This is a genomic window from Bradyrhizobium sediminis (genome assembly GCF_018736085.1).
Lineage (GTDB): Bacteria > Pseudomonadota > Alphaproteobacteria > Rhizobiales > Xanthobacteraceae > Bradyrhizobium > Bradyrhizobium sediminis.
The window spans coordinates 4,892,353-4,910,941 of record NZ_CP076134.1 but is presented as its reverse complement, the minus strand read 5'-3'; the positions used below and the strand labels follow the sequence as shown (position 1 = coordinate 4,910,941).

At 64.7% G+C, this 18,589-nt stretch carries 17 protein-coding genes and 1 pseudogene; 4 read left to right on the top strand and 14 right to left on the bottom strand.

Features of this window, described 5'->3' with window-relative positions; all coding sequences use genetic code 11:
- Nucleotides 1-109: 109 nt before the first annotated feature.
- Nucleotides 110-1,111 (bottom strand): NAD(P)H-quinone oxidoreductase, encoded by a 1,002-nt coding sequence (locus tag KMZ29_RS23680; RefSeq protein WP_215621456.1) that lies wholly within the window; start codon nt 1,109-1,111, stop codon nt 110-112.
- Between the two features lie 105 nt (nt 1,112-1,216).
- Here KMZ29_RS23680 and KMZ29_RS23675 point away from each other — a divergent pair, with 105 nt between their 5' ends.
- Both KMZ29_RS23675 and rcdA read left to right on the top strand, forming a co-directional pair.
- Nucleotides 1,217-1,408 (top strand): DUF1192 domain-containing protein, encoded by a 192-nt coding sequence (locus tag KMZ29_RS23675; RefSeq protein ID WP_215621455.1) that lies wholly within the window; start codon nt 1,217-1,219, stop codon nt 1,406-1,408.
- Between the two features lie 508 nt (nt 1,409-1,916).
- Nucleotides 1,917-2,435, top strand: coding sequence for a protease adaptor protein RcdA (rcdA, locus tag KMZ29_RS23670; RefSeq protein ID WP_215621454.1), 519 nt, complete (start codon nt 1,917-1,919; stop codon nt 2,433-2,435).
- Nucleotides 2,436-2,549: 114 nt separating this feature from the next.
- On the opposite strand, the gene rpmE is transcribed toward rcdA, so the two are convergent.
- Nucleotides 2,550-2,777 carry a 50S ribosomal protein L31 gene (gene rpmE / locus KMZ29_RS23665; protein WP_215603641.1) on the bottom strand — a complete coding sequence of 76 codons (228 nt, stop codon included), beginning with the start codon at nt 2,775-2,777 and terminating at the stop codon, nt 2,550-2,552.
- 201 nt (nt 2,778-2,978) lie between these two features.
- Here rpmE and KMZ29_RS23660 point away from each other — a divergent pair, with 201 nt between their 5' ends.
- The gene (locus KMZ29_RS23660; RefSeq protein ID WP_215621453.1) at nt 2,979-4,838 is read left to right on the top strand and encodes an ABC transporter ATP-binding protein/permease; all 1,860 of its coding nucleotides are present in this window, start codon (nt 2,979-2,981) and stop codon (nt 4,836-4,838) included.
- A 119-nt stretch (nt 4,839-4,957) separates the two neighbouring features.
- Here KMZ29_RS23660 and KMZ29_RS23655 read toward each other — a convergent pair.
- From KMZ29_RS23655 to KMZ29_RS23640, 4 genes are all read right to left on the bottom strand, one after another.
- A protein-coding gene (locus KMZ29_RS23655; RefSeq protein ID WP_215620268.1) for an IS630 family transposase occupies nt 4,958-6,024 on the bottom strand; the annotation gives its coding sequence in 2 pieces (ribosomal slippage) (nt 4,958-5,535 and nt 5,535-6,024; 1,068 coding nt in all).
- 93 nt (nt 6,025-6,117) lie between these two features.
- Nucleotides 6,118-6,567: a GNAT family N-acetyltransferase gene (locus KMZ29_RS23650; RefSeq protein WP_215621452.1), complete on the bottom strand. Its 450-nt coding sequence runs from the start codon at nt 6,565-6,567 to the stop codon at nt 6,118-6,120.
- Nucleotides 6,568-6,636: 69 nt separating this feature from the next.
- Nucleotides 6,637-7,668 carry a peptidoglycan -binding protein gene (locus KMZ29_RS23645; RefSeq protein ID WP_215621451.1) on the bottom strand — a complete coding sequence of 344 codons (1,032 nt, stop codon included), beginning with the start codon at nt 7,666-7,668 and terminating at the stop codon, nt 6,637-6,639.
- A gap of 14 nt (nt 7,669-7,682) precedes the next feature.
- On the bottom strand, nt 7,683-8,675 hold the full coding sequence (locus tag KMZ29_RS23640) for a flagellar motor protein MotA (protein WP_215621450.1): 993 nt from the start codon (nt 8,673-8,675) through the stop codon (nt 7,683-7,685).
- A 127-nt stretch (nt 8,676-8,802) separates the two neighbouring features.
- Between KMZ29_RS23640 and KMZ29_RS27085 the strand changes: the two are divergent.
- Nucleotides 8,803-8,931 (top strand): annotated as a pseudogene (locus KMZ29_RS27085) (DUF1295 domain-containing protein); the annotation flags it as partial.
- Between the two features lie 147 nt (nt 8,932-9,078).
- Here KMZ29_RS27085 and KMZ29_RS23630 read toward each other — a convergent pair.
- The 8 genes from KMZ29_RS23630 to tkt form a co-directional block, all read right to left on the bottom strand.
- Nucleotides 9,079-9,873, bottom strand: a complete 795-nt coding sequence (locus KMZ29_RS23630) for an inositol monophosphatase family protein (RefSeq protein WP_215621449.1) — start codon at nt 9,871-9,873, stop codon at nt 9,079-9,081.
- Nucleotides 9,874-9,963: 90 nt separating this feature from the next.
- The gene (locus KMZ29_RS23625) at nt 9,964-11,055 is read right to left on the bottom strand and encodes a tetratricopeptide repeat protein (RefSeq protein WP_215621448.1); all 1,092 of its coding nucleotides are present in this window, start codon (nt 11,053-11,055) and stop codon (nt 9,964-9,966) included.
- A gap of 8 nt (nt 11,056-11,063) precedes the next feature.
- Complete coding sequence (locus tag KMZ29_RS23620) at nt 11,064-11,744, bottom strand: thiamine phosphate synthase (protein ID WP_215621447.1); 681 nt, start codon at nt 11,742-11,744, stop codon at nt 11,064-11,066.
- Nucleotides 11,745-11,746: 2 nt separating this feature from the next.
- The gene (locus KMZ29_RS23615; protein WP_215621446.1) at nt 11,747-12,802 is read right to left on the bottom strand and encodes a class I fructose-bisphosphate aldolase; all 1,056 of its coding nucleotides are present in this window, start codon (nt 12,800-12,802) and stop codon (nt 11,747-11,749) included.
- Nucleotides 12,803-12,904: 102 nt separating this feature from the next.
- Nucleotides 12,905-13,972, bottom strand: coding sequence for a class II fructose-bisphosphate aldolase (gene fba / locus KMZ29_RS23610; protein ID WP_215621445.1), 1,068 nt, complete (start codon nt 13,970-13,972; stop codon nt 12,905-12,907).
- A 43-nt stretch (nt 13,973-14,015) separates the two neighbouring features.
- Nucleotides 14,016-15,209, bottom strand: coding sequence for a phosphoglycerate kinase (locus KMZ29_RS23605; RefSeq protein ID WP_249779773.1), 1,194 nt, complete (start codon nt 15,207-15,209; stop codon nt 14,016-14,018).
- A gap of 108 nt (nt 15,210-15,317) precedes the next feature.
- Nucleotides 15,318-16,325: a type I glyceraldehyde-3-phosphate dehydrogenase gene (gap, locus tag KMZ29_RS23600; RefSeq protein WP_215621443.1), complete on the bottom strand. Its 1,008-nt coding sequence runs from the start codon at nt 16,323-16,325 to the stop codon at nt 15,318-15,320.
- 149 nt (nt 16,326-16,474) lie between these two features.
- Complete coding sequence (gene tkt, locus KMZ29_RS23595) at nt 16,475-18,457, bottom strand: transketolase (protein WP_215621442.1); 1,983 nt, start codon at nt 18,455-18,457, stop codon at nt 16,475-16,477.
- Nucleotides 18,458-18,589 lie beyond the last annotated feature (132 nt).

Below are 18,589 nucleotides of genomic sequence, written 5' to 3'. Positions count from 1 at the left end.
CCGCGGTCAACTGGCTTTCCGGGCCAAGCAAAAGCACCGGCGTTGCGGGATAAATGACATGAAAGCGAGGGAAATCAAAGGGTTTCCGGCCGCGTATCGCTTGCGAGTGTTAAACCGCCAACACAATTTTGCCAATATGTTCGCTGGTCTCCATGCGCCGGTGCGCGTCCGCGGCCTTTTCCAGCGGGAAAGTGCTGTCCATGAGGGGTTTGACACGTCCCTCGCGCAACAGCGGCATCACCTTGGCCTCGATCGCGGCGACCATCGCCGCCTTGTCCGCATTACTACGGGGACGCAGCGTCGATCCGGTGTGATGCAGGCGCTTCACCATCAGCTTGGAAAAATTAACGTTTGCCTTGGGCTGTCCGCTCAGGAACGCGATCTGGACGATGCGGCCGTCGATCGCGGCGGCATCATAATTGCGGTCGATGTAATCGCCGCCGACCATGTCGAGGATGACATTGGCGCCGGCGCCGTTGGTCGCGGCCTTCACCACGGCGACGAAGTCTTCGGTCTTGTAGTTGATCGCCTTGTCGGCGCCGAGCTTGAGGCAGGCGTCGGCCTTGTCCTTCGATCCGACGGTGACGATCACCTTGGATCCGAAAGCCTTGGCGAGCTGGATCGCCATGGTGCCGATGCCGGAGGAGCCGCCATGGATCAACAGCGTCTCGCCCGGCCGCAATCCGCCGCGCTCGAACACATTGTGCCAGACCGTCATCAGCGTTTCCGGAATCGCGCCGGCTTCCTGCATCGACAGCGCCGGCGGCACCGTCATCGCCTGGGCGTCTTGCGCGATGCAATATTGCGCGTAGCCGCCGCCGGCCACCAGCGACATCACCTTGTCGCCGATCTTGTGCCGGCTCGCTCCGGCGCCGAGCGCCACCACTTCGCCCGCGATTTCGAGTCCCGGCAGATCGCTGGCGCCGGGCGGCGGCGGATAGGCCCCTGAACGCTGCGCGACGTCGGGACGGTTGACGCCGGCGGCCAGAACCTTGACCAGGATTTCGCCCGGACCGGGCACCGGAACGCTGCGGGTCTCGGGCAACAGCACCTCGGGACCGCCGGGCTTGCTGATACCGATCACGGTCATTTGCGCGGGCAGCTTTTCCATGGTTTGTCCTTGCGAAATGCGGGAAATTGGAAAGAGGCACCTGATTAGCCAGCCGCGCTCCGGCTGGCAACCGCCTCCCTGAATGTCGAGTATGGGGTAGAACGCATGGCCATCGAGGACGACGACAGACCGAGAAAGAAAGTCACCCACGAGATCGGGCAGGACCTGTCGCTGCTGTCGGTCGAGGAACTCACCGAGCGCATCGCGCTGATGACTTCCGAGATCGAACGGCTGCAGGCGGCGATGACCAAGAAGCGCGCGTCGAAGGATGCGGCCAACAGCTTTTTCAAATCGTAGAGAGTGGACGCGCCGCAACTTCCCTCTCCCGCTTGCGGGGGAGGGTGCCGAGCAAAGCGAGGCGGGTGGGGGCTCTCTCCACGATTCCCGATGCGGAGAGAGCCCCCACCCCGGCCCTCCCCCGCGAGCGGGAGAGGGGGCAAACCGTGCATCGGTCCTCATATCGCCCCGCCACTCGGCCAATGGCCGACATGGCAAAGGAACCCTAAACAAAATCGTTCGTTTACGATCGATTAAGCTTTCTCAGATATGACTTGCACTGTCCTTGTTTGGACACCGAGTGGCTCCTGTCCACTCTGTTTGACGCCTCCCTGTTATCAACTTCAAAAGCCGCCGGAAACGGCGGCTCTTTTTTGGCGTCTCGGTACCTCACTGGAAACCATAAAAGCGCTTGCGGCTGGACTCTCGCCCGGCGGGGCGTAATGATTTATTCATTATAAGCCAGCGGCTGGTTCCAAGCATTCCAGCCCGGCCCCGGCAGAGTAATCAGTTGCGTGAGGCGTTAACCATGTCAGACCGTTCGCAAGGCGAAACCGCTCTCGTTCAGTTCAGCGAGAGGCTGACCAATTCTGCGGCGTTCGGCACCCTGTTCCGCGAAGGCATGGATCTGGTCGAAGAGACCGCCGCCTATCTCGACGGCGTCGGCCGTGCCGAGGCCAAGGCGCTCGACCGTGCCGTCAGCCTCATCTATGCCACCGAAAGCATGCGGCTGACCACCCGCCTGATGCAACTGGCGTCGTGGCTGCTGCTGCACCGCGCGGTCAAGGAAGGCGAGATGACGCTGTCCCAGGCCAACCGCGAAAAGACCAAGGTCAAGCTCTCTGCCGCCGATCCCGGCCCGGACGACATGATCGACAAACTGCCGCAGCAATTGCAGGACCTGATCACCCGCTCGATGACGCTGCAGAGCAAGGTCCGCCGCCTCGATGTCACCATCCATACGCCGGCCGTGGAACGTGCCGCGATTGGCAATCCGCTGGTGCCGCAGCTCAACCGCCTGAAGGCGGCGTTCGAGCAAACGCGTTAATTTCCCTTTCTCGAGTCCTGCATCCTCTGCCAAGGAGGGAGCGCCATGAAAAAACGCCCCGGCGCGAGCCGGGGCGTTTTGGTGTCTGCTTCAAGCCGGAAGGCCCGAGAGCCCTCAATCCTTCTTGAGGAAGCCCGAAAACTTCTTCTGGAACCGGGACACGCGGCCGCCGCGGTCGAGCATCTGCTGGGCGCCGCCGATCCAGGCCGGGTGCGACTTGGAGTCGATGTCGAGGTTCAGCTTGTCGCCTTCCTTGCCCCAGGTGGAACGCGTCTGGTACTCGGTACCGTCGGTCATGACGACCGTAATCATATGATAATCCGGATGAATTTCGGCTTTCATGGCAATTCCTTCGGCGCGCCGGCGCCTGTCTTTCGAATGGCTGTGGGACGGATTTGGGCCGCTCTATAACGCAGCAAAGCCCCTAAAACAAGCCAAGTACCGTCCAAAAAAAGCAGGATCCTGCATTAGTATCTTCCCGGATTTGCCAGCGTCGGCGGGCGGGCCTATCTGGGGGCTGGCAAAGCGATTGGTCCGGATCTCATGAGCGCAGTGGAACGGCTTGAACAGCGGCGTGGCGAGACGCCGCCACCGCGCGATTTGGCGGCCGGCGAGGTCCCCTCCATCGAGGCAGAGCTGACGGAGTTGCCGGCCAAGAGCCGGGCGCGGCTGCGTCCGCTGCTGGCGCTGGCGCCCTATGTGGCGCGCTACCGCGGCCGCGCCACTCTCGCCTTCATCGCGCTGACCATTGCGGCGATCACGACCCTGCTGGTGCCGATTGCGGTACGGCGGATGATCGACTTCGGCTTCACGCCCGAAGGCATCGCCATGATCAACTCCTACTTCAGCGTGATGATCGCTGTGGTCGCGGTGCTGGCTGGCGCCAGCGCGGCGCGGTTCTACCTGGTCATGACCATCGGCGAGCGCATCGTCGCCGATCTCAGGCGCGATGTGTTCGCCCATCTGATTTCGCTGTCGCCGGCCTTCTTCGATTCCTCGCGCAGCGGCGAGCTAATCTCGCGGCTGACTGCCGACACCACCCAGATCAAGTCCGCCGTCGGTGCATCGGTATCGATCGCGCTGCGCAACCTGATGCTGTTCATCGGCGCCACCGCGATGATGGTGATCACGAGCCCCCGGCTGTCGGGCCTGGTGCTGCTGGCGATCCCGGTGATCGTGATTCCGCTGGTGGCGTTCGGGCGCTGGGTGCGGCGGCTATCGCGCAACGCCCAGGATACGCTGGCGGATGCGACGGCGTACGCCTCCGAACTGGTCGGCGCGATCAGGACCGTGCAGGCCTATACCAGCGAGCGGCTGGCCAATGCGCGGTTCGGCGGCGAGGTCGAACAGGCCTATGAAGCGGCGCGCAGTTCGACGCGAGCGCGGGCCGTTCTCACCGCGGTCATCATCTTCATCGTGTTTTCCAGCGTGGTGGCGATCCTCTGGATCGGATCGCATGACGTGCTGGCCGGCTCGATCAGCCCCGGCCGGCTCGGCCAGTTCGTGCTGTATGCAGCGTTCGCCGCCGCCGGCCTCGGCCAGCTCAGCGAAGTCTGGGGCGAGCTGTCGGCGGCGTCAGGCGCCTCGGAACGCCTGTTCGAAATCCTTCGCGTCAAATCCGCGATCGCAGCACCGGCATCGCCGCTTGCTCTCCCGGCGCCGGCGCGTGGTGACGTCGGTTTCGAGAATGTCCGCTTCGCCTATCCGACCCGGCCGGATGCGCTCGCCGTCGACGGCGTTTCGCTCACCGTGCGCGCCGGCGAGAAGGTTGCGATCGTCGGCCCCTCGGGGGCGGGCAAGAGCACGCTGTTCCACCTGCTGCTGCGGTTTTACGATCCGGCGACCGGAACCATCTCGTTCGACGGCGTGCCGGTCAACGCGGCCGATCCGCAGCGATTGCGGGAGCGCATTGCGCTGGTGCCGCAGGAGTCCGTGGTGTTCGCCGCCAGCGCGCGCGAAAACATCCGCTTCGGCCGGCCCGATGCCACGGATGCGGAAGTCGAGCACGCCGCCGGGCTGGCCCATGCCACCGAATTCATCCGCCGGCTGCCCGGCGGCTTCGAGGCGCAGCTCGGCGAACGCGGCGTGACGCTGTCGGGCGGCCAGCGCCAGCGCATCGCGATCGCGCGCGCCATCCTGCGCGATGCGCCGCTGTTGCTGCTTGATGAAGCGACCTCATCGCTCGATGCGGAATCCGAAACCCTGGTGCAGACCGCGCTGGAAGAGTTGATGCGCCACCGCACCACGCTGGTGATCGCCCATCGCCTTGCCACCGTGCTGTCCTGCGACCGGATCATGGTGATGGACCAGGGCAAGATCGTCGAGCAGGGCACCCATGCCGAACTGGTCGCCGCGGGCGGGCTCTACGCCCGGCTGGCGCGGCTGCAGTTCGAGGGCGTGTGAGAGCCGCACGGCAGTCCCTCAACGTCATTGCGAGCGAAGCGAAGCAATCCAGCTTTATCGCAGCAAGCTGGATTGCTTCGTCGCTACGCTCTTCGCAATGACGGATAATACCAACGGCCTCAAGGAATGACCGTCGCCCAGGTTCTGGATGTGATTGAGGCAACGCGCTCGGGGTCGTCGGCGAAGAAGCGCCAAGCAGCGCAGGATTTGTCGACAATGTCGTCGTAGCTTTCGAACACGGTGATGGCGAGTTTGTTGCCGCGCAGATATTCCCAGACATTCTCGACCGGGTTCAGCTCTGGAGCGTAGGGCGGCAGGCGGACGAGCGTGATGTTGCTTGGAACGGAGAGACGCGCCGCGACGTGATAGCCTGCGCCATCAATGACGAGCGCAGCATGTGCTCCCGGCGCAACACGGCGGCCGATTTCGGCCAGATGCATGGACATGGCATCGGTATCGGCGGCGGGCAGGACGAGCGCCGCCGTAGCTCGGCGTTGCGGACAGACGGCGCCAAAAATGTAAGCCCACTCGTAGCGTTGGTCGCGTGGCGCACGAGGCCTTGTTCCTCGCTTGGCCCAGACGCGGGTCAGCGTCCCTTGCTGGCCGATGCGGGCTTCGTCCTGGAACCAGATTTCGATGGGTTTGTCTTTCGCGCGGTCGGGGAGTTGCGCCGCGACCGTTGCGGCAAAGTTTTTTTAAAGGCCTCCTGGGCTTCTTCGTCGGCCTGCGGATGGCGCGGACGCACCGAGAGCCGGCGGTAGCCGAGCTTCGCCAGCACCTTGCCGACCGAGCGTTCATGCAATGCGACGCCAAAGCGCCGTTGCAACTCGTCGCGCAAATCCACGCGCCGCCAGCGCACTACCCCATGGCGAGCCGGATCGGGCCCGGCCTCAACCAGCTTGGCCAGTTCGGCTTGCTGCTCCGCTGTGAGTTTTGGCGTGGGACCTGGCGTCTTCAAATCGTGCAGGCCGTCCAAGCCCTCAGCGTTGTAGCGATGCACCCAATCCCGCAGGGTCTGGCGATCCATGCCGCAGCTCTCCGCCGCCGACTTGCGATCCATCCCATCGAGCACCATCGCAAGAGCCAACATCCGCCGTGCTGCTGAACCATCCTTCTCCCGGCCCGCCGCCGCACGAAGGTCCTTTGCCGTCAAATCAAGCCGTAGGATCCTAACCGCTCCACCCATCGATGCTGCTCCTCTCAAAAGCAAACATCGAGTCAGAGTTTCTCTGATTTGGGAATCCCAAAATGAGTCAAAAGCCGCGGCCGTTGGTATAACTCACGGCTTCCACGCCATCTTCAGTATGCGTCGTTTCGACGCCGGGTTGACATCCTCGCCGGCATGGGTGAAGCCGCTGCGCTCGTAGAAGCGGATCGCTCTGGCATTGTCGGCATTGACCAGCAGCGTTACGCCACCCGGCGACCTGCGCTTGGCTTCATCGACGAGGTCAGTGGCAAGCGTCGATCCCCAATGATCGGGAGCGACCACCAGCTGGTCAAGATAGCCCGATGCGTCGATGGTAACGAAGCCGACCAGCGCGCCGGCCTGTTCCGCGACGATGATGGCGGCTTTCGGCACCAGCTCGTTGCGCCAGCGTTCGCGCCACCACGCGACGCGCGCGTCAAAGTCGATCGAGGGATAGGCGAGCCGCCAGGTCTCGAGCCACAGCGCGATGGCGGCGTCCTCGTCCTCGGCGCGATAGGGACGAAGCTGAAACGTGCCCGTCATCGCGTGGCGATTCTTTTTTTGGGCATGATCTGATCCGAAAACCGGTGCCCACTTTTCGGGATCATGCCCTCAGCGTTCCGTCAGCTTCAGCTCGATGCGGCGGTTGCGCCTGTAGGCGTCTTCGGTGGTGGCGGTGTCGAGCGGCTGGAATTCCGCAAATCCCGCCGCGACCAGACGCTGCGCCGGCACCCCGAGCGAGATCAGATACTGCACCACCGAGATCGCGCGCGCCGACGACAGTTCCCAGTTCGACTTGAACACCGGACTGTTCAGGATCGGCCGCACGTCGGTGTGGCCGTCGACACGCAGCACCCAGGCGATCTCGGCCGGAATCTGCTTGTCCAGTTCGACCAGCGCGGCCGCCAGCTTGTCGAGTTCGGCGCGGCCCTCGGGCAGCAGCAAGGCCTGTCCGGTGTCGAAAAACACTTCCGACTGAAACACAAAACGGTCGCCGACGATGCGAATGTCGGGCCGGTTGCCGAGAATGGCGCGCAGGCGGCCGAAGAATTCCGAACGGTAGCGCGACAGTTCCTGCACCCGCTGGGCCAGCGCCACGTTCAGCCGCTGCCCGAGATCGGCGATCCGGCCTTGCGATTCCTTGTCGCGCTTTTCGGAAGCCTCCAGCGCCTCCTCCAGCGCCGCGAGCTGGCGGCGCAGCGCACTGATCTGCTGGTTCAGCACCTCGATCTGCGCCAGCGCGCGCGACGACACCTGCTTTTCGGAATCCAGCGCCTTGTTGAGTTCACTGGCGCGGCCGGCGGCGTCGCTGCCGGCGCCGGCGAGGCCGTCATAGAGGCCCTTGATGCGGTCGCGCTCGCTCTCGGCCGACGCCAGCCCGGCGCGCAGCTGCGAGAGCTGGTCGTCGAGATCGAGCTTGCCGAGCTTTTCCAGCGACAGCATTTCGCTGAGCTGCGCCAGCTTGGCGTTGAGCTGCTCCAGCGCCTTGTCCTTGCCGGTGACTTCCTGCGACAGGAAGAACTGCACTACCAGAAACACCGACAGCAGGAACACGATCGAGAGCACCAGCGTCGACAGCGCGTCGACGAATCCCGGCCAGTAGTTGAATCCGGATTCGTTGCGGCGGGCACGGGCGAGGGCCATTCAGAATTCTCCGGTTAGCTCTTCTCGGGTTGGCGCGCGATCCGCTCCAGCAGTTTCTTGATCTCGCGGTTCTGCTCGCCCTGGCCGTCGGCCCATTCGCGGATCATCTGCTGCTCGGTTCGCATATGCGTGACCAGGCCCTGAATGGCTTCGGCGAGATTGGCCATCGCCGCGGTGGTGCCGCGGCTGGCGCCGCCTTCTTCCAGGGTCAGCCGCAACCGCTCGACGGCGGCCTGGAGTTCGCCGCCCGGGCCCATGCCGCCCTCGCGCGAATATTCGCGCACCGTGGAGGCCAGCCAGTCCTCGAGGTCGGTATAGAAGCGGTTCTGCGCCTGGCTCGACTGCAGATCGAGAAAGCCCAGGATCAGCGAACCCGCCAGTCCGAACAGCGACGACGAAAACGAGATGCCCATGCCGCCAAGCGGCGCGGCCAAGCCCTCCTTGAGGGTGTCGAACAGGGAGCCGGCGTCGCCGCCGACCTTGAGGCCGTCGATCACCTTGCCGACCGAGCCGACGGTCTCGATCAGGCCCCAGAAGGTGCCGAGCAGCCCGAGGAACACCAACAGGCCGGTCATGTAGCGGGAGATGTCGCGGGCCTCGTCGAGCCGGGTGGCGATCGAATCCAGGAGATGCCGCATGGTCTGCTGCGAGATCGTCATCCGCCCGGTGCGCTCGCCACCGAGGATCGCCGCCATCGGCGCCAGCAGCGTGGGGTGCTGCCGCTCGACCGCGAGACCGGGATCGGAGATGCGGAAACTGTTGACCCAGGCGACCTCCGGATAGAGCCGGATCACCTGCCGGAACGACAGGATGATGCCGATCAGGAGCACCGCGCCGATCAGGGCATTGAGGCCGGGATTGGCGAAAAACGCTGTCACGATCTGCTTGTAGAGCACGACCAGCAGCAGCGCGCACAGCACCAGGAACACCAGCATCCGCACCAGGAAGATCCGGGGCGAGGACAATTTGTTCAGTTCGATCTCCATCGCGGAGCGGGCAGAGGGCATTTGTCGGTGTCATCCGTTGCGAGGAACCGCTTTTCGAGGACCAATATGGCACAGCGGGACGGAGAAAAAAGCTCAGATACGACCCGATTTTGGATGGGCGGGGAACCGGGGCTGTCCTGATGGCGGGGCCTGGGCGGTGCAGCAGCGCACCGGCAACTCCGGCTGGGTCGATACGATCTTGACCTTCGCCCTCGGCCTGGTCGGCTCCGGCAGCGCGCTGAGGCCGGTGGCGGGCCCGCCGAACCCGCGGCAATGGCGCCGTGCTCGACTGGCTCGCCAATTTCGATTCGCGCCGCCACGCGATCGCAGCGAATGGAGCGTCAGCTATTACCGGATGAAGGCGGTGTAGTTCGATCGTCATTGCCGGGCTTGAGCAGATCAAGTCCGGGCATGACGAATTAAATCACTTCCCCAGCGGCTTCAAAATCTTCACCAGCTCGGCGTGGATGTATTCGTTGCCGCAGACCACGTTGCCTGATTTCAGCGGGTCGTCGTTGCCCTCGATGCCGGAGACGGTGCCGCCGGCTTCGCGGACGATGATCTGGCCGGCTGCCATGTCCCAGGGCTGCAGGTTGCGTTCCCAATAGCCGTCGAGGCGGCCGGCGGCGACGAAGGCCATGTCGAGCGAGGCGGCGCCGAACCGGCGCAGGCCGGCCACCCGGTTCTGGATTTCGGTCATTTCCCGGCGCGAAAGCTCGTGGTCGCCGCGTCCGATATGCGGCAGCCCGCAGGCGATCACGCAGTCGCCGAGCTGGCGGCGGCCGGCGACGCGCAGCCGATGGTCGTTGAGGAAGGCGCCCTTGCCGCGCTCGGCGGTATAGAGCTCGTCATTGGCGGGATTGTAGATCACGCCAGCGATCAGCGTGCCCTCGCGCTGCAGGCCGATCGAAATCGCAAATTGCGGAATGCCGTGCAGGAAGTTGGTGGTGCCGTCGAGCGGGTCGACGATCCAGGTGTGGGTCTTGTCGTCGCCGATCCGGACGCCGCCTTCCTCGCCGATGAAGCCGTAGCCCGGCCGCGCCTTGGTGAGATCGGCGAGCAGCATTTCCTCGGCGCGCTTGTCGGCCAGAGAGACGAAATTGGCCGGTCCCTTCAGCGACACCTGGAGGTTCTCGATCTCGCCGAGGTCGCGTTTGAGGCTGCGGCCGGCGCGGCGCGCGGCCTTGACCATGACGTTCATAAGGGCTGATTGCAGCATGATCCCGGCTTGTACTGTTGAGAGAAACGGCCCGATGCCGTCATCGGCTTCGGATTGGGTGCCCTGCGGTTGGGGTGGCGTCAAGGCGGTTCATTTGGTGCCGAGCCATTTGCGGGCGGCCTCCTGGGCCTTGGTGCGGTCCTCGGGGCTGAGGGCGGCCAGCGCCTCGTCGAGAACAGGGTCGCCTTTGCCCGCGGTTTTCGCAACAATGTGCCATTTCAGGCCCTCGATCTTGTCGACTGGCGCGCCCTGGCCGCTCACCAGCACGCGCGCGAGGCGATTTTGCGCGATCGGGCTGTTCTGCTTGGCGGCTTTCCGCAGCAGCGCCACCGCGGCGGCCTCGTTCTTCGGGGTGCCGGTGCCGTTATAGAGCGCGATGGCGTACTCGACCTCGGCGTCGACATTGCCGGCAAGGGACGCCGCCTGCAGCAGTCTAACCGCCTTGTCGATGTCTTTGGCGACGCCGGTGCCTTCCTTGTAGAAGGTGGCGAGCGCGTATTGCGCCTCCGGATTGCCGGCGTCGGCGGCGACGCGGAGCAGTTCGGCGGCGCGCCTGACGTCCTGCGGCAGCGTCTGCCCGTCGAGATAGAGCAAAGCGAGATTGTAGGCCGCTTTGGGGTTGCCGAGCTTGGCCGAGGACGCCAGCAGTTTCACCGCCTCCTCGCGGTTGATGGGGCCGCCGCGCCCGGCCAGCCGCAGCATGGCGAGCGCGAACATGCCCTCGCGGTCGCCGCCGTCGGCGGCGCGCTTGTACCACTCGGCCGCCTTCGCATAGTCGCGCTTGACGCCCATCGCATTGGCGTAGAGCTCGCCGAGCATGGTCATCGCCTTGGGATCGCCGTTGAACTGCGCGCGGTTGCTCGCAAGATCGAAGGCGGTCTTGTATTGCCCGCGCTGATAGGCGCCGTAGACCAGGTCGACGTTGGGATCCTCGAAGACGGGGGCGGGAGTGACGGTCGCAGTCGGCGCAGGCGTTGCCGCGGGCTTCGGCGTCGCGGCCGGGGCAGGCTTCTTGGCGGCGACCGGCGGCTTCGGCTTGGGGTTATCCTTGGGCTTCTCTTGCGGCTTGCTCTGCGCCGGCGGCGTCGCAACGCCCGGCGGCGTCAGCGAGATCTGCGCCACCGCGCCGGCCGGCCACAGCAGGCAGCTTGCGAGAATCGATACGGGACGCAGGATCTTCATCTCCGGCGTTATCCCTGCTCGGCCTTGGCTTTTCCGGACGCCGCGGCGTGCGCTTGCCTGATGGCCTGCTCCGCATCCATCAACGCCGCCGCCGGGCCGCGCTTGTCGTTCCAGATGAAATCGCCGACCAGCACGAAATCCGCTCCCGCTGCGGCGAATTCATGGGCTTCCTCGCGCGAGGCGGCATAGCCGACGCAGGGCGGCTCGAACAGTTCGGCCCACCACCCCAGCCGCTCGGCGATCGCCTCGGCCGAGGGCCTAAGTCCCGCGGCATCGGGCTCGCCGAACAGCACGTAATCCGCGCCGGCCTCGCCCGCGGCCATCGAATCGTGCCGGGTCGAAAGCCCGCCGACGCCGGCGATGCGGTCGGGCTTCAGCGTCGGCAGCGCCTCTTCCATGGCCGCGATGCCGGTCAGATGCGCGCCATCGGCGCCGGCGCGGGCCACCAGTTCGACGTGGCCGTCGAGCAGCAGCGCCGCACCGCTGCCCTGGATCGCAGGCGCCAGCGCCTTGACCCGCGAAATCATGGTGCGCTGGTCGGTCGGCTTGAGCCGCACCAGCACCGCCGCGACATCCGCCTTGGCCAGCAGCCCCGGCAGGCTTGCGATCAGCGCCGACGGATCGTCCACGTCAGGCGTCGCGAGATAGAGACGCGGCACGGGGCGCGGCGGAACGGGTTTAGTGGCCAAATCTATGCCGCCTTCTTTTCCAGATCAGCCTTCCATTCGCCCTTGCTCGCGAGCGAATTCATCCGCGCGCGATGGGTGAAGGCACGCTGGCCCACGGCGACGTTCTCCGCCTTGCCCGACCACGCTTTCTGCGGCGCTGCCTGCAGCGCACGGCCGTACGAGAAGGTAAGGCGCCACGGCAGGCCGCCGATGCGGTTCATGGCGCTCAAATGCGCGGTCGCGTCCTCGTCGGACTGCCCGCCGGAAAGGAAGGCGATGCCGGGCACTGCGGCCGGTACGCAAGCTTTCAACAGCCGGATGGTTTTCTCCGCCACCTCCTGAACCGAAGCTTGCTTCGCGCATTTCTTGCCCGCGATCGCCATATTGGGTTTCAGGATCATGCCCTCCAGCTCGACGCGCTGGACTCGCAACTCCCGGAACGTCTCGTCGAGCACGCGCTGCGTCACTTCATAGCAGCGATCGATGTCGTGATCGCCGTCCATCAGGACTTCCGGCTCGACGATAGGAACGATCTGGGCGGCCTGGCAAAGTGCGGCGTAACGCGCGAGCGCATGGGCGTTGACGTGGATCGCCGTCATGGTCGGAATGCCCGGGCCGCTAGTGCCCGGGCCGTCAGTGCCCGGGCCGATATCGATCACCGCGCGCCATTTGGCAAAGCGCGCGCCGCGTTCATAGTATTTCTTCAGCCTCTCGGCCAGCTTGTCGAGGCCTGCCGTGACCAACTCGCCCGGACAGCCTGGCAAGGCCTGGGTGCCTTCATCGACCTTGATGCCGGGGATCGCCCCGGATTGTTCAATCAGTCTGATCAGCGGGGTGCCGTCCTTGGCCTCCTGCCAGATCGTCTCGTCATAGAGAATGACGCCGGAGATGTACTGGCTCATCGCCTCCTGGGAACGGAACAGCATTTCGCGATAGTCGCGGCGCGACTGCTCGGTCGACTCGACCTTGATGGCGTCGAAGCGCTTCTTGATGGTGCCGGAAGATTCGTCGGCGGCGAGTATTCCCTTGCCTGGCGTCACCATCGCCAGGGCAACCTTGTTGAGATCGGCGAGATTCATCGGTGCCTCCTTCCGAACGCAATGTGTTGCGGGCCAAAATAGACCGTTCTCGGGCAAAACCCAAGAAAACGCGCGGCGCGGGAGAAGACCGCCGGAGGCCGGTTATGCGACTTTCGGATCGAGCTCGCCCTTGGTGTAGCGCTTCGCCATCTCTGCCGTCGTCAGCACCTTCTTGATCTTGCCGGCCTGGCCCGCGGTGTTGAATTCCTGCAGGCGCTGCTTGCAGAGCTTCGCCATCGCTTCCATCGCCGGCTTGAGATATTTGCGCGGATCGAATTCTTCCGGGTTGTCCTTCAGGACTTTCCGGATCTGGCCGGTCATCGCCATGCGGTTGTCGGTGTCGATGTTGATCTTGCGGACGCCGTTCTTGATGCCGCGCTGGATCTCGGCGACCGGCACGCCCCAGGTCGGCTTCATCTTGCCGCCATTGGCGTTGATGATGTCCTGCAGCTCCTGCGGCACCGAGGACGAACCGTGCATCACCAGATGCATGTTCGGCAGCTTGCGGTGGATTTCCTCGATCACGTTCATGGCGAGGATATTGCCGTCCGGCTTGCGGGTGAATTTGTAGGCGCCGTGCGAGGTGCCCATCGCGATCGCCAGCGCGTCGACCTTGGTCTCCTTGACGAACTTCACGGCCTCGTCCGGATTGGTCAGGAGCTGGTCGTGGGAGAGCTTGCCTTCGGCGCCGTGGCCGTCCTCTTTGTCGCCCATGCCGGTCTCGAGCGAGCCGAGCACGCCGAGTTCGCCTTCCACCGAAATGCCGCCGAGATGAGCCATGTCGGTGACGGTCTTGGTGACGTCGACATTGTAGTCCCAGTCGCCTGGGGTCTTGCCGTCGGCCTTCAGCGAGCCGTCCATCATGACCGAGGTGAAGCCGGCCTGGATCGCGGTCATGCAGGTGGCGGGCTCGTTGCCGTGATCGAGATGCACGCAGACCGGAATCTGTGGATAGATTTCCGTGACCGCGTCCATCATGTGCTTGAGCATCACGTCATTGGCGTAGGACCGTGCGCCGCGCGAGGCCTGGATGATCACAGGGGCATCGAGACTGGAGGCTGCCTCCATGATCGCGAGCGCCTGCTCCATATTGTTGATGTTGAAGGCCGGCACGCCGTAGTCGTGTTCCGCCGCGTGATCGAGCAATTGACGCAACGTGATGCGAGCCATGTGTCCTGTTCTCCGCGTTGGGGCCTGGAAGACCCGTCCCAGTCTAACGTATCTTCAAAACCTCGACGCCCGGCAATGGTTTCCCTTCCATCCATTCGAGAAACGCGCCGCCTGCGGTCGAAACATAGGTGAAATCGCCGGCTACGCCGGCCTGGTTCAGCGCCGCCACGGTGTCGCCGCCGCCGGCGACCGAGATCAGCTTTTTGGACTTGGTCCGCTCCGCCGCGTGCTTGGCCGCCACCATGGTGCCGCGATCGAACGGGGGCATCTCGAACGCGCCGAGCGGGCCGTTCCAGACCAGCGTCGCGGCGTCGTCGATCGCGGCGTGGATCCGCGCAATCGACTGCGGGCCGACGTCGAGGATCATGCCGTCGGCGGGAATCGAGTCGAGGCCGTAGGCCTGCGCCGGCGCATTGGCCGCGAAGTGATAGGCGACGATGGCGTCGACGGGCAGGATGATCGCGCAATTGGCGGCTTCCGCCTTCTCGAAAATCCGCAGTGCGGTAGCCGCGAGTTCCTTCTCCGCCAGCGACTTGCCGACGCCGACGCCCTGCGCATGCAGGAAGGTGTTGGCCATGCCGCCGCCGATCACCAGCGCGTCGACCTTGCTGACGAGGTTTTCCAGGAGGTCGATCTTGGTGGAGACCTTGGCGCCGCCGATGATCGCAATCACGGGCTTGGTCGGCGCTTCCAGCGCTTTGCCGAGCGCGTCGAGTTCGGCCTGCATGGTGCGTCCGGCATAGGCCGGCAGCTTGTGGCCGAGGCCTTCGGTGGAAGCATGCGCGCGGTGCGCGGCCGAGAAGGCGTCGTTGACCCAGATATCGCCGAGTTTTGCGAGTTCGGCGACGAATACGGGATCGTTCTTCTCTTCCTCTTTGTGGAAGCGGGTGTTTTCCATGCAAAGGATGTCGCCATCCTTCATCGCGCCAACCGCCTTTTCGGCGGCCTCGCCGATGCAATCCTCGGCGAAGCCGACCGGCTTCTTGATGACGTGCGAAAGTGCTGATGCGACCGGCTTCAGCGAATCCTTGGCGTCGCGGCCCTTCGGCCGGCCGAAATGCGCGAGCAGGATGACCTTGCCGCCCTTGCCGGAGATCTCGGTGATGGTCGGCGCGATCCGCTCCAGCCGAGTGGCATCGGTGACGCGGCCATTTTCCATGGGCACGTTGAGATCGACGCGCAGCAGCACGCGCTTGCCCTTCACGTCGACGTCATCGAGGGTGCGGAATTTGTTCATGACATCCTTCCTCGTCATGGCCGGGCTTGTCCCGGCCATCCACGTCTTGCTTGCCGAGGGAAGGAAGACGTGGATGCCCGGCACAAGGCCGGGCATGACGAAAATGACTTACAGCTTCTTTCCCATCGCCACGGCGGTGTCGGCCATGCGGTTCGAGAACCCCCACTCGTTGTCGTACCACGCCATCACCCGCACCAGCGTGCCGTTCTGCACCTTGGTCTGGTCCATGTGGAACGTCGCGGAATGCGGATCGTGGTTGAAGTCGATCGAGACATTGGGCGCGGTGGTGTAGCCAAGGATGCCCTTGAGCTGCTGTTCGCTCGCGCGCTTCATCGCCTCGTTGATTTCTTCCTTGGTGGTCTTGCGTTGCGCGACGATCTTGAGATCGATCACCGAGACGTTCGGGACGGGGACGCGGACCGAGACGCCGTCGAGCTTGCCGTTCAGTTCCGGCAACACCAGGCCGATCGCTTTCGCGGCGCCCGTCGAGGTCGGAATCATCGACATCGCCGCGGCGCGGCCGCGATAGAGGTCCTTGTGCAGGGTGTCGAGCGTCGGCTGGTCGCCGGTATAGGCGTGGATCGTGGTCATGAACCCGGTCTCGATGCCGACGGTGTCGTGCAGCACCTTGGCGACGGGCGCGAGGCAATTGGTGGTGCAGGAGCCGTTGGAGACGACCAGGTGGTCCTTGGTCAGCGTGTCGTGGTTGACGCCGTAGACGACGGTCGCGTCGGCGTTATCGGCTGGCGCCGAGACCAGCACGCGCTGGGCTCCGGCGGTCAGATGTGCGGAGGCCTTGTCTTTGGCGGTGAAGATGCCGGTGCATTCCAGCGCGATGTCGACGCCGAGTTCTTTCCAGGGCAGCTTGGACGGATCGCGCTCGGCGGAGACCCTGATCTTGCCGTTGCCGAGGCTGATCGAGTCGCCTTCGACGGTCACGGTGCCGGGGAAACGGCCATGCACGGAATCGAAGCGCAACAGATGGGCGTTGGTCTCGACCGGACCGAGATCGTTGATGCCGACGACCTCGATATCCTTGCGGCCTGACTCGGCGATGGCGCGCAGCACATTGCGGCCGATGCGGCCAAACCCGTTGATCGCGACCCGGATTGCCATGCTCGTTTCTCCTCTAATAGCTGGTTCCAGCCCCGCGGCGCATGTCCACGGAGGTTGTTACGGCGGATCGCCCGGTTCGGCCGGGCGAGAACGGTCAAGATGACGGTTTCCTAGTCCTTTTTCCGGGTAAGCTCAACTGTGAACGACCCTCAGCCCAAGCGCTTCAGGGCAGCGTTAACCGCGGCCTCGGCAGTAATTCCGAAGTGCTTGTAAAGCTCCTTGGCGGGCGCGCTGGCGCCGAAACCCTGCATGCCGATAAATTCACCGTCGTGCCCGATCACGGCATCCCAGCCGAACCGGACCGCGGCCTCGATCGCGATCTTGACCGGGGCATTGCCGATTACCGCCTTCTGGCGGTCCGCCGGTTGCGCCAGCAGCAATTCGAGCGAGGGTACCGACACAACCCGCGACGCGATGCCGCGCTCGGCCAGCTGCTTCTGCGCGGCAGTCGCAATCTCGACCTCGGAACCGGACGCGAACAGCGAGACCTTGGCCTCGCCCTGGGCGGCGACCAGTTCATAGGCGCCTTGGCTGCAGGGATTCTCTGATGGTGCCGACGTGCGCAATTGCGGCAGGTTCTGGCGGGTCAGCGCCAGCACCGTCGGCCCTTCGGTCCGGTTCAGCGCCAGCTCCCAGCACTCCGCCACCTCGATCGCGTCGCAGGGCCGGAACACGCGCATATTGGGAATGGCGCGCAGCGCGGCGAGATGTTCGACCGGCTGATGCGTCGGCCCGTCTTCGCCAAGGCCGATGGAATCATGGGTCATCACGTAGACCACCCCGACCCCCATCAGGGCCGCAAGCCGCATCGCCGGGCGGGCATAGTCGGTGAACACCAGGAACGTGGCGCCGTTCGGCGCGAAGCCGCCATGCAGGAAGATGCCGTTCATGGCTGCCGCCATGCCGTGCTCGCGGATGCCGTAATGGATGAAGCGGCCCTTCGGCGTCTTGGCGGAGAAGGCGACCGCGGATTTTGCCTTGTTGTTGTTGGAGCCGGTGAGGTCGGCGGAGCCTGCCAGGAATTCCATCGGCATCGCGGCTGCGATCGCCTCGATCGCGGCCTCCGATGATTTGCGGGTGGCGGCCGTCAGGGGCGTCTCGATCAGCGCCTTCTTGTGGGCCTTCAGCGCCTTGGCCAGCGAAGCCGGCCGCTCGTGCCGCAGGCGGCGTTCGAACTCGGCGCGCTTGCGGTTGCCGAGCTGCGCGAACTGCGCTTCCCACTCCTTGCGCGCGGCGCCGCCGCGGCTGCCGGCTTGGCGCCAGGCCTTCAGCACGTCCTCCGGCACCGAGAACGGCTCCAGCGAAATGCCGAGTTTTTCCTTGGCGGCCTTGAGTTCATCGGCGCCGAGCGCTTCGCCATGGACCTTCGCGGTGCCGGCCTTGTTCGGCGCGCCGTAGCCGATCGTGGTCTTGCAGGCGATCAGCGACGGCTTGTTGGACTTCTGCGCCCGCGCGATCGCCGCGGCAATCGCCTTGGGATCGTGGCCATCGATGCGCTCGGCGGCCCAGCCGGCCGACTTGAACCGCTTCACCTGGTCGACCGAGTCGGCGATCGAGGTCGGGCCGTCGATCGAAATGCCGTTGTCGTCGTAGAGCACGATCAGCTTGTTGAGCTTCCAGTGGCCGGCCATCGCGATCGCTTCCTGCGATATGCCCTCCATCAGGTCGCCGTCGGAGGCGAGTACATAGGTGTGATGGCTGACGACCTTCTTGCCGAATTCGGCGGCCAGCATCTTTTCCGCCAGCGCCATGCCGACCGAGGTCGCGATGCCCTGACCGAGCGGGCCGGTCGTGGTCTCGATGCCCCTGGTGTGGTAGTTTTCCGGGTGTCCCGGCGTCAGCGATCCCAGCTGGCGGAAATTCCTGATCTGGTCGAGCGTCATGTCCTTGTCGCCGGTCAGGTACAACAGCGCATACAGCAGCATCGAGCCGTGTCCGGCCGACAGCACGAAGCGGTCGCGGTCCGGCCATTTCGGGTCGGCGGCGTCGTATTTCAGGAATTGCGTGAACAGCACGGTGGCGATGTCGGCGGCGCCCATGGGCAGGCCGGGATGGCCGGATTTCGCCTTCTCGACGGCGTCCATTGCGAGCCCACGGATCGCGTTGGCCATACGGGAATGAACCTGCGTCATGTTGAAAATCCGCTTGAAATGAGGTGCTTGGTGGCGATCCGCAACCTGTGCGAATGCCGCGGTTAGTGCCGGAAGGCAACGGGAAGTCAGGGGCTGGATAGCATCTCGGTTCCCCGAGTCCAAGGCGAGGAA

Excerpts from the sequence above, each read along its gene's own strand:
- rcdA (WP_215621454.1), top strand. The coding sequence starts at position 1,917 with ATGTCAGACCGTTCGCAAGGCGAAACCGCTCTCGTTCAGTTCAGCGAG.
- KMZ29_RS23675 (WP_215621455.1), top strand. The coding sequence starts at position 1,217 with ATGGCCATCGAGGACGACGACAGACCGAGAAAGAAAGTCACCCACGAG.
- KMZ29_RS23630 (WP_215621449.1), bottom strand. The coding sequence starts at position 9,873 with ATGCTGCAATCAGCCCTTATGAACGTCATGGTCAAGGCCGCGCGCCGC.
- KMZ29_RS23625 (WP_215621448.1), bottom strand. The coding sequence starts at position 11,055 with ATGAAGATCCTGCGTCCCGTATCGATTCTCGCAAGCTGCCTGCTGTGG.
- gap (WP_215621443.1), bottom strand. The coding sequence starts at position 16,325 with ATGGCAATCCGGGTCGCGATCAACGGGTTTGGCCGCATCGGCCGCAAT.
- KMZ29_RS23660 (WP_215621453.1), top strand. The coding sequence starts at position 2,979 with ATGAGCGCAGTGGAACGGCTTGAACAGCGGCGTGGCGAGACGCCGCCA.
- KMZ29_RS23615 (WP_215621446.1), bottom strand. The coding sequence starts at position 12,802 with ATGAATCTCGCCGATCTCAACAAGGTTGCCCTGGCGATGGTGACGCCA.
- tkt (WP_215621442.1), bottom strand. The coding sequence starts at position 18,457 with ATGACGCAGGTTCATTCCCGTATGGCCAACGCGATCCGTGGGCTCGCA.
- KMZ29_RS23605 (WP_249779773.1), bottom strand. The coding sequence starts at position 15,209 with ATGAACAAATTCCGCACCCTCGATGACGTCGACGTGAAGGGCAAGCGC.
- KMZ29_RS23645 (WP_215621451.1), bottom strand. The coding sequence starts at position 7,668 with ATGGCCCTCGCCCGTGCCCGCCGCAACGAATCCGGATTCAACTACTGG.
- rpmE (WP_215603641.1), bottom strand. The coding sequence starts at position 2,777 with ATGAAAGCCGAAATTCATCCGGATTATCATATGATTACGGTCGTCATG.
- fba (WP_215621445.1), bottom strand. The coding sequence starts at position 13,972 with ATGGCTCGCATCACGTTGCGTCAATTGCTCGATCACGCGGCGGAACAC.
- KMZ29_RS23640 (WP_215621450.1), bottom strand. The coding sequence starts at position 8,675 with ATGCCCTCTGCCCGCTCCGCGATGGAGATCGAACTGAACAAATTGTCC.
- KMZ29_RS23650 (WP_215621452.1), bottom strand. The coding sequence starts at position 6,567 with ATGACGGGCACGTTTCAGCTTCGTCCCTATCGCGCCGAGGACGAGGAC.
- KMZ29_RS23680 (WP_215621456.1), bottom strand. The coding sequence starts at position 1,111 with ATGGAAAAGCTGCCCGCGCAAATGACCGTGATCGGTATCAGCAAGCCC.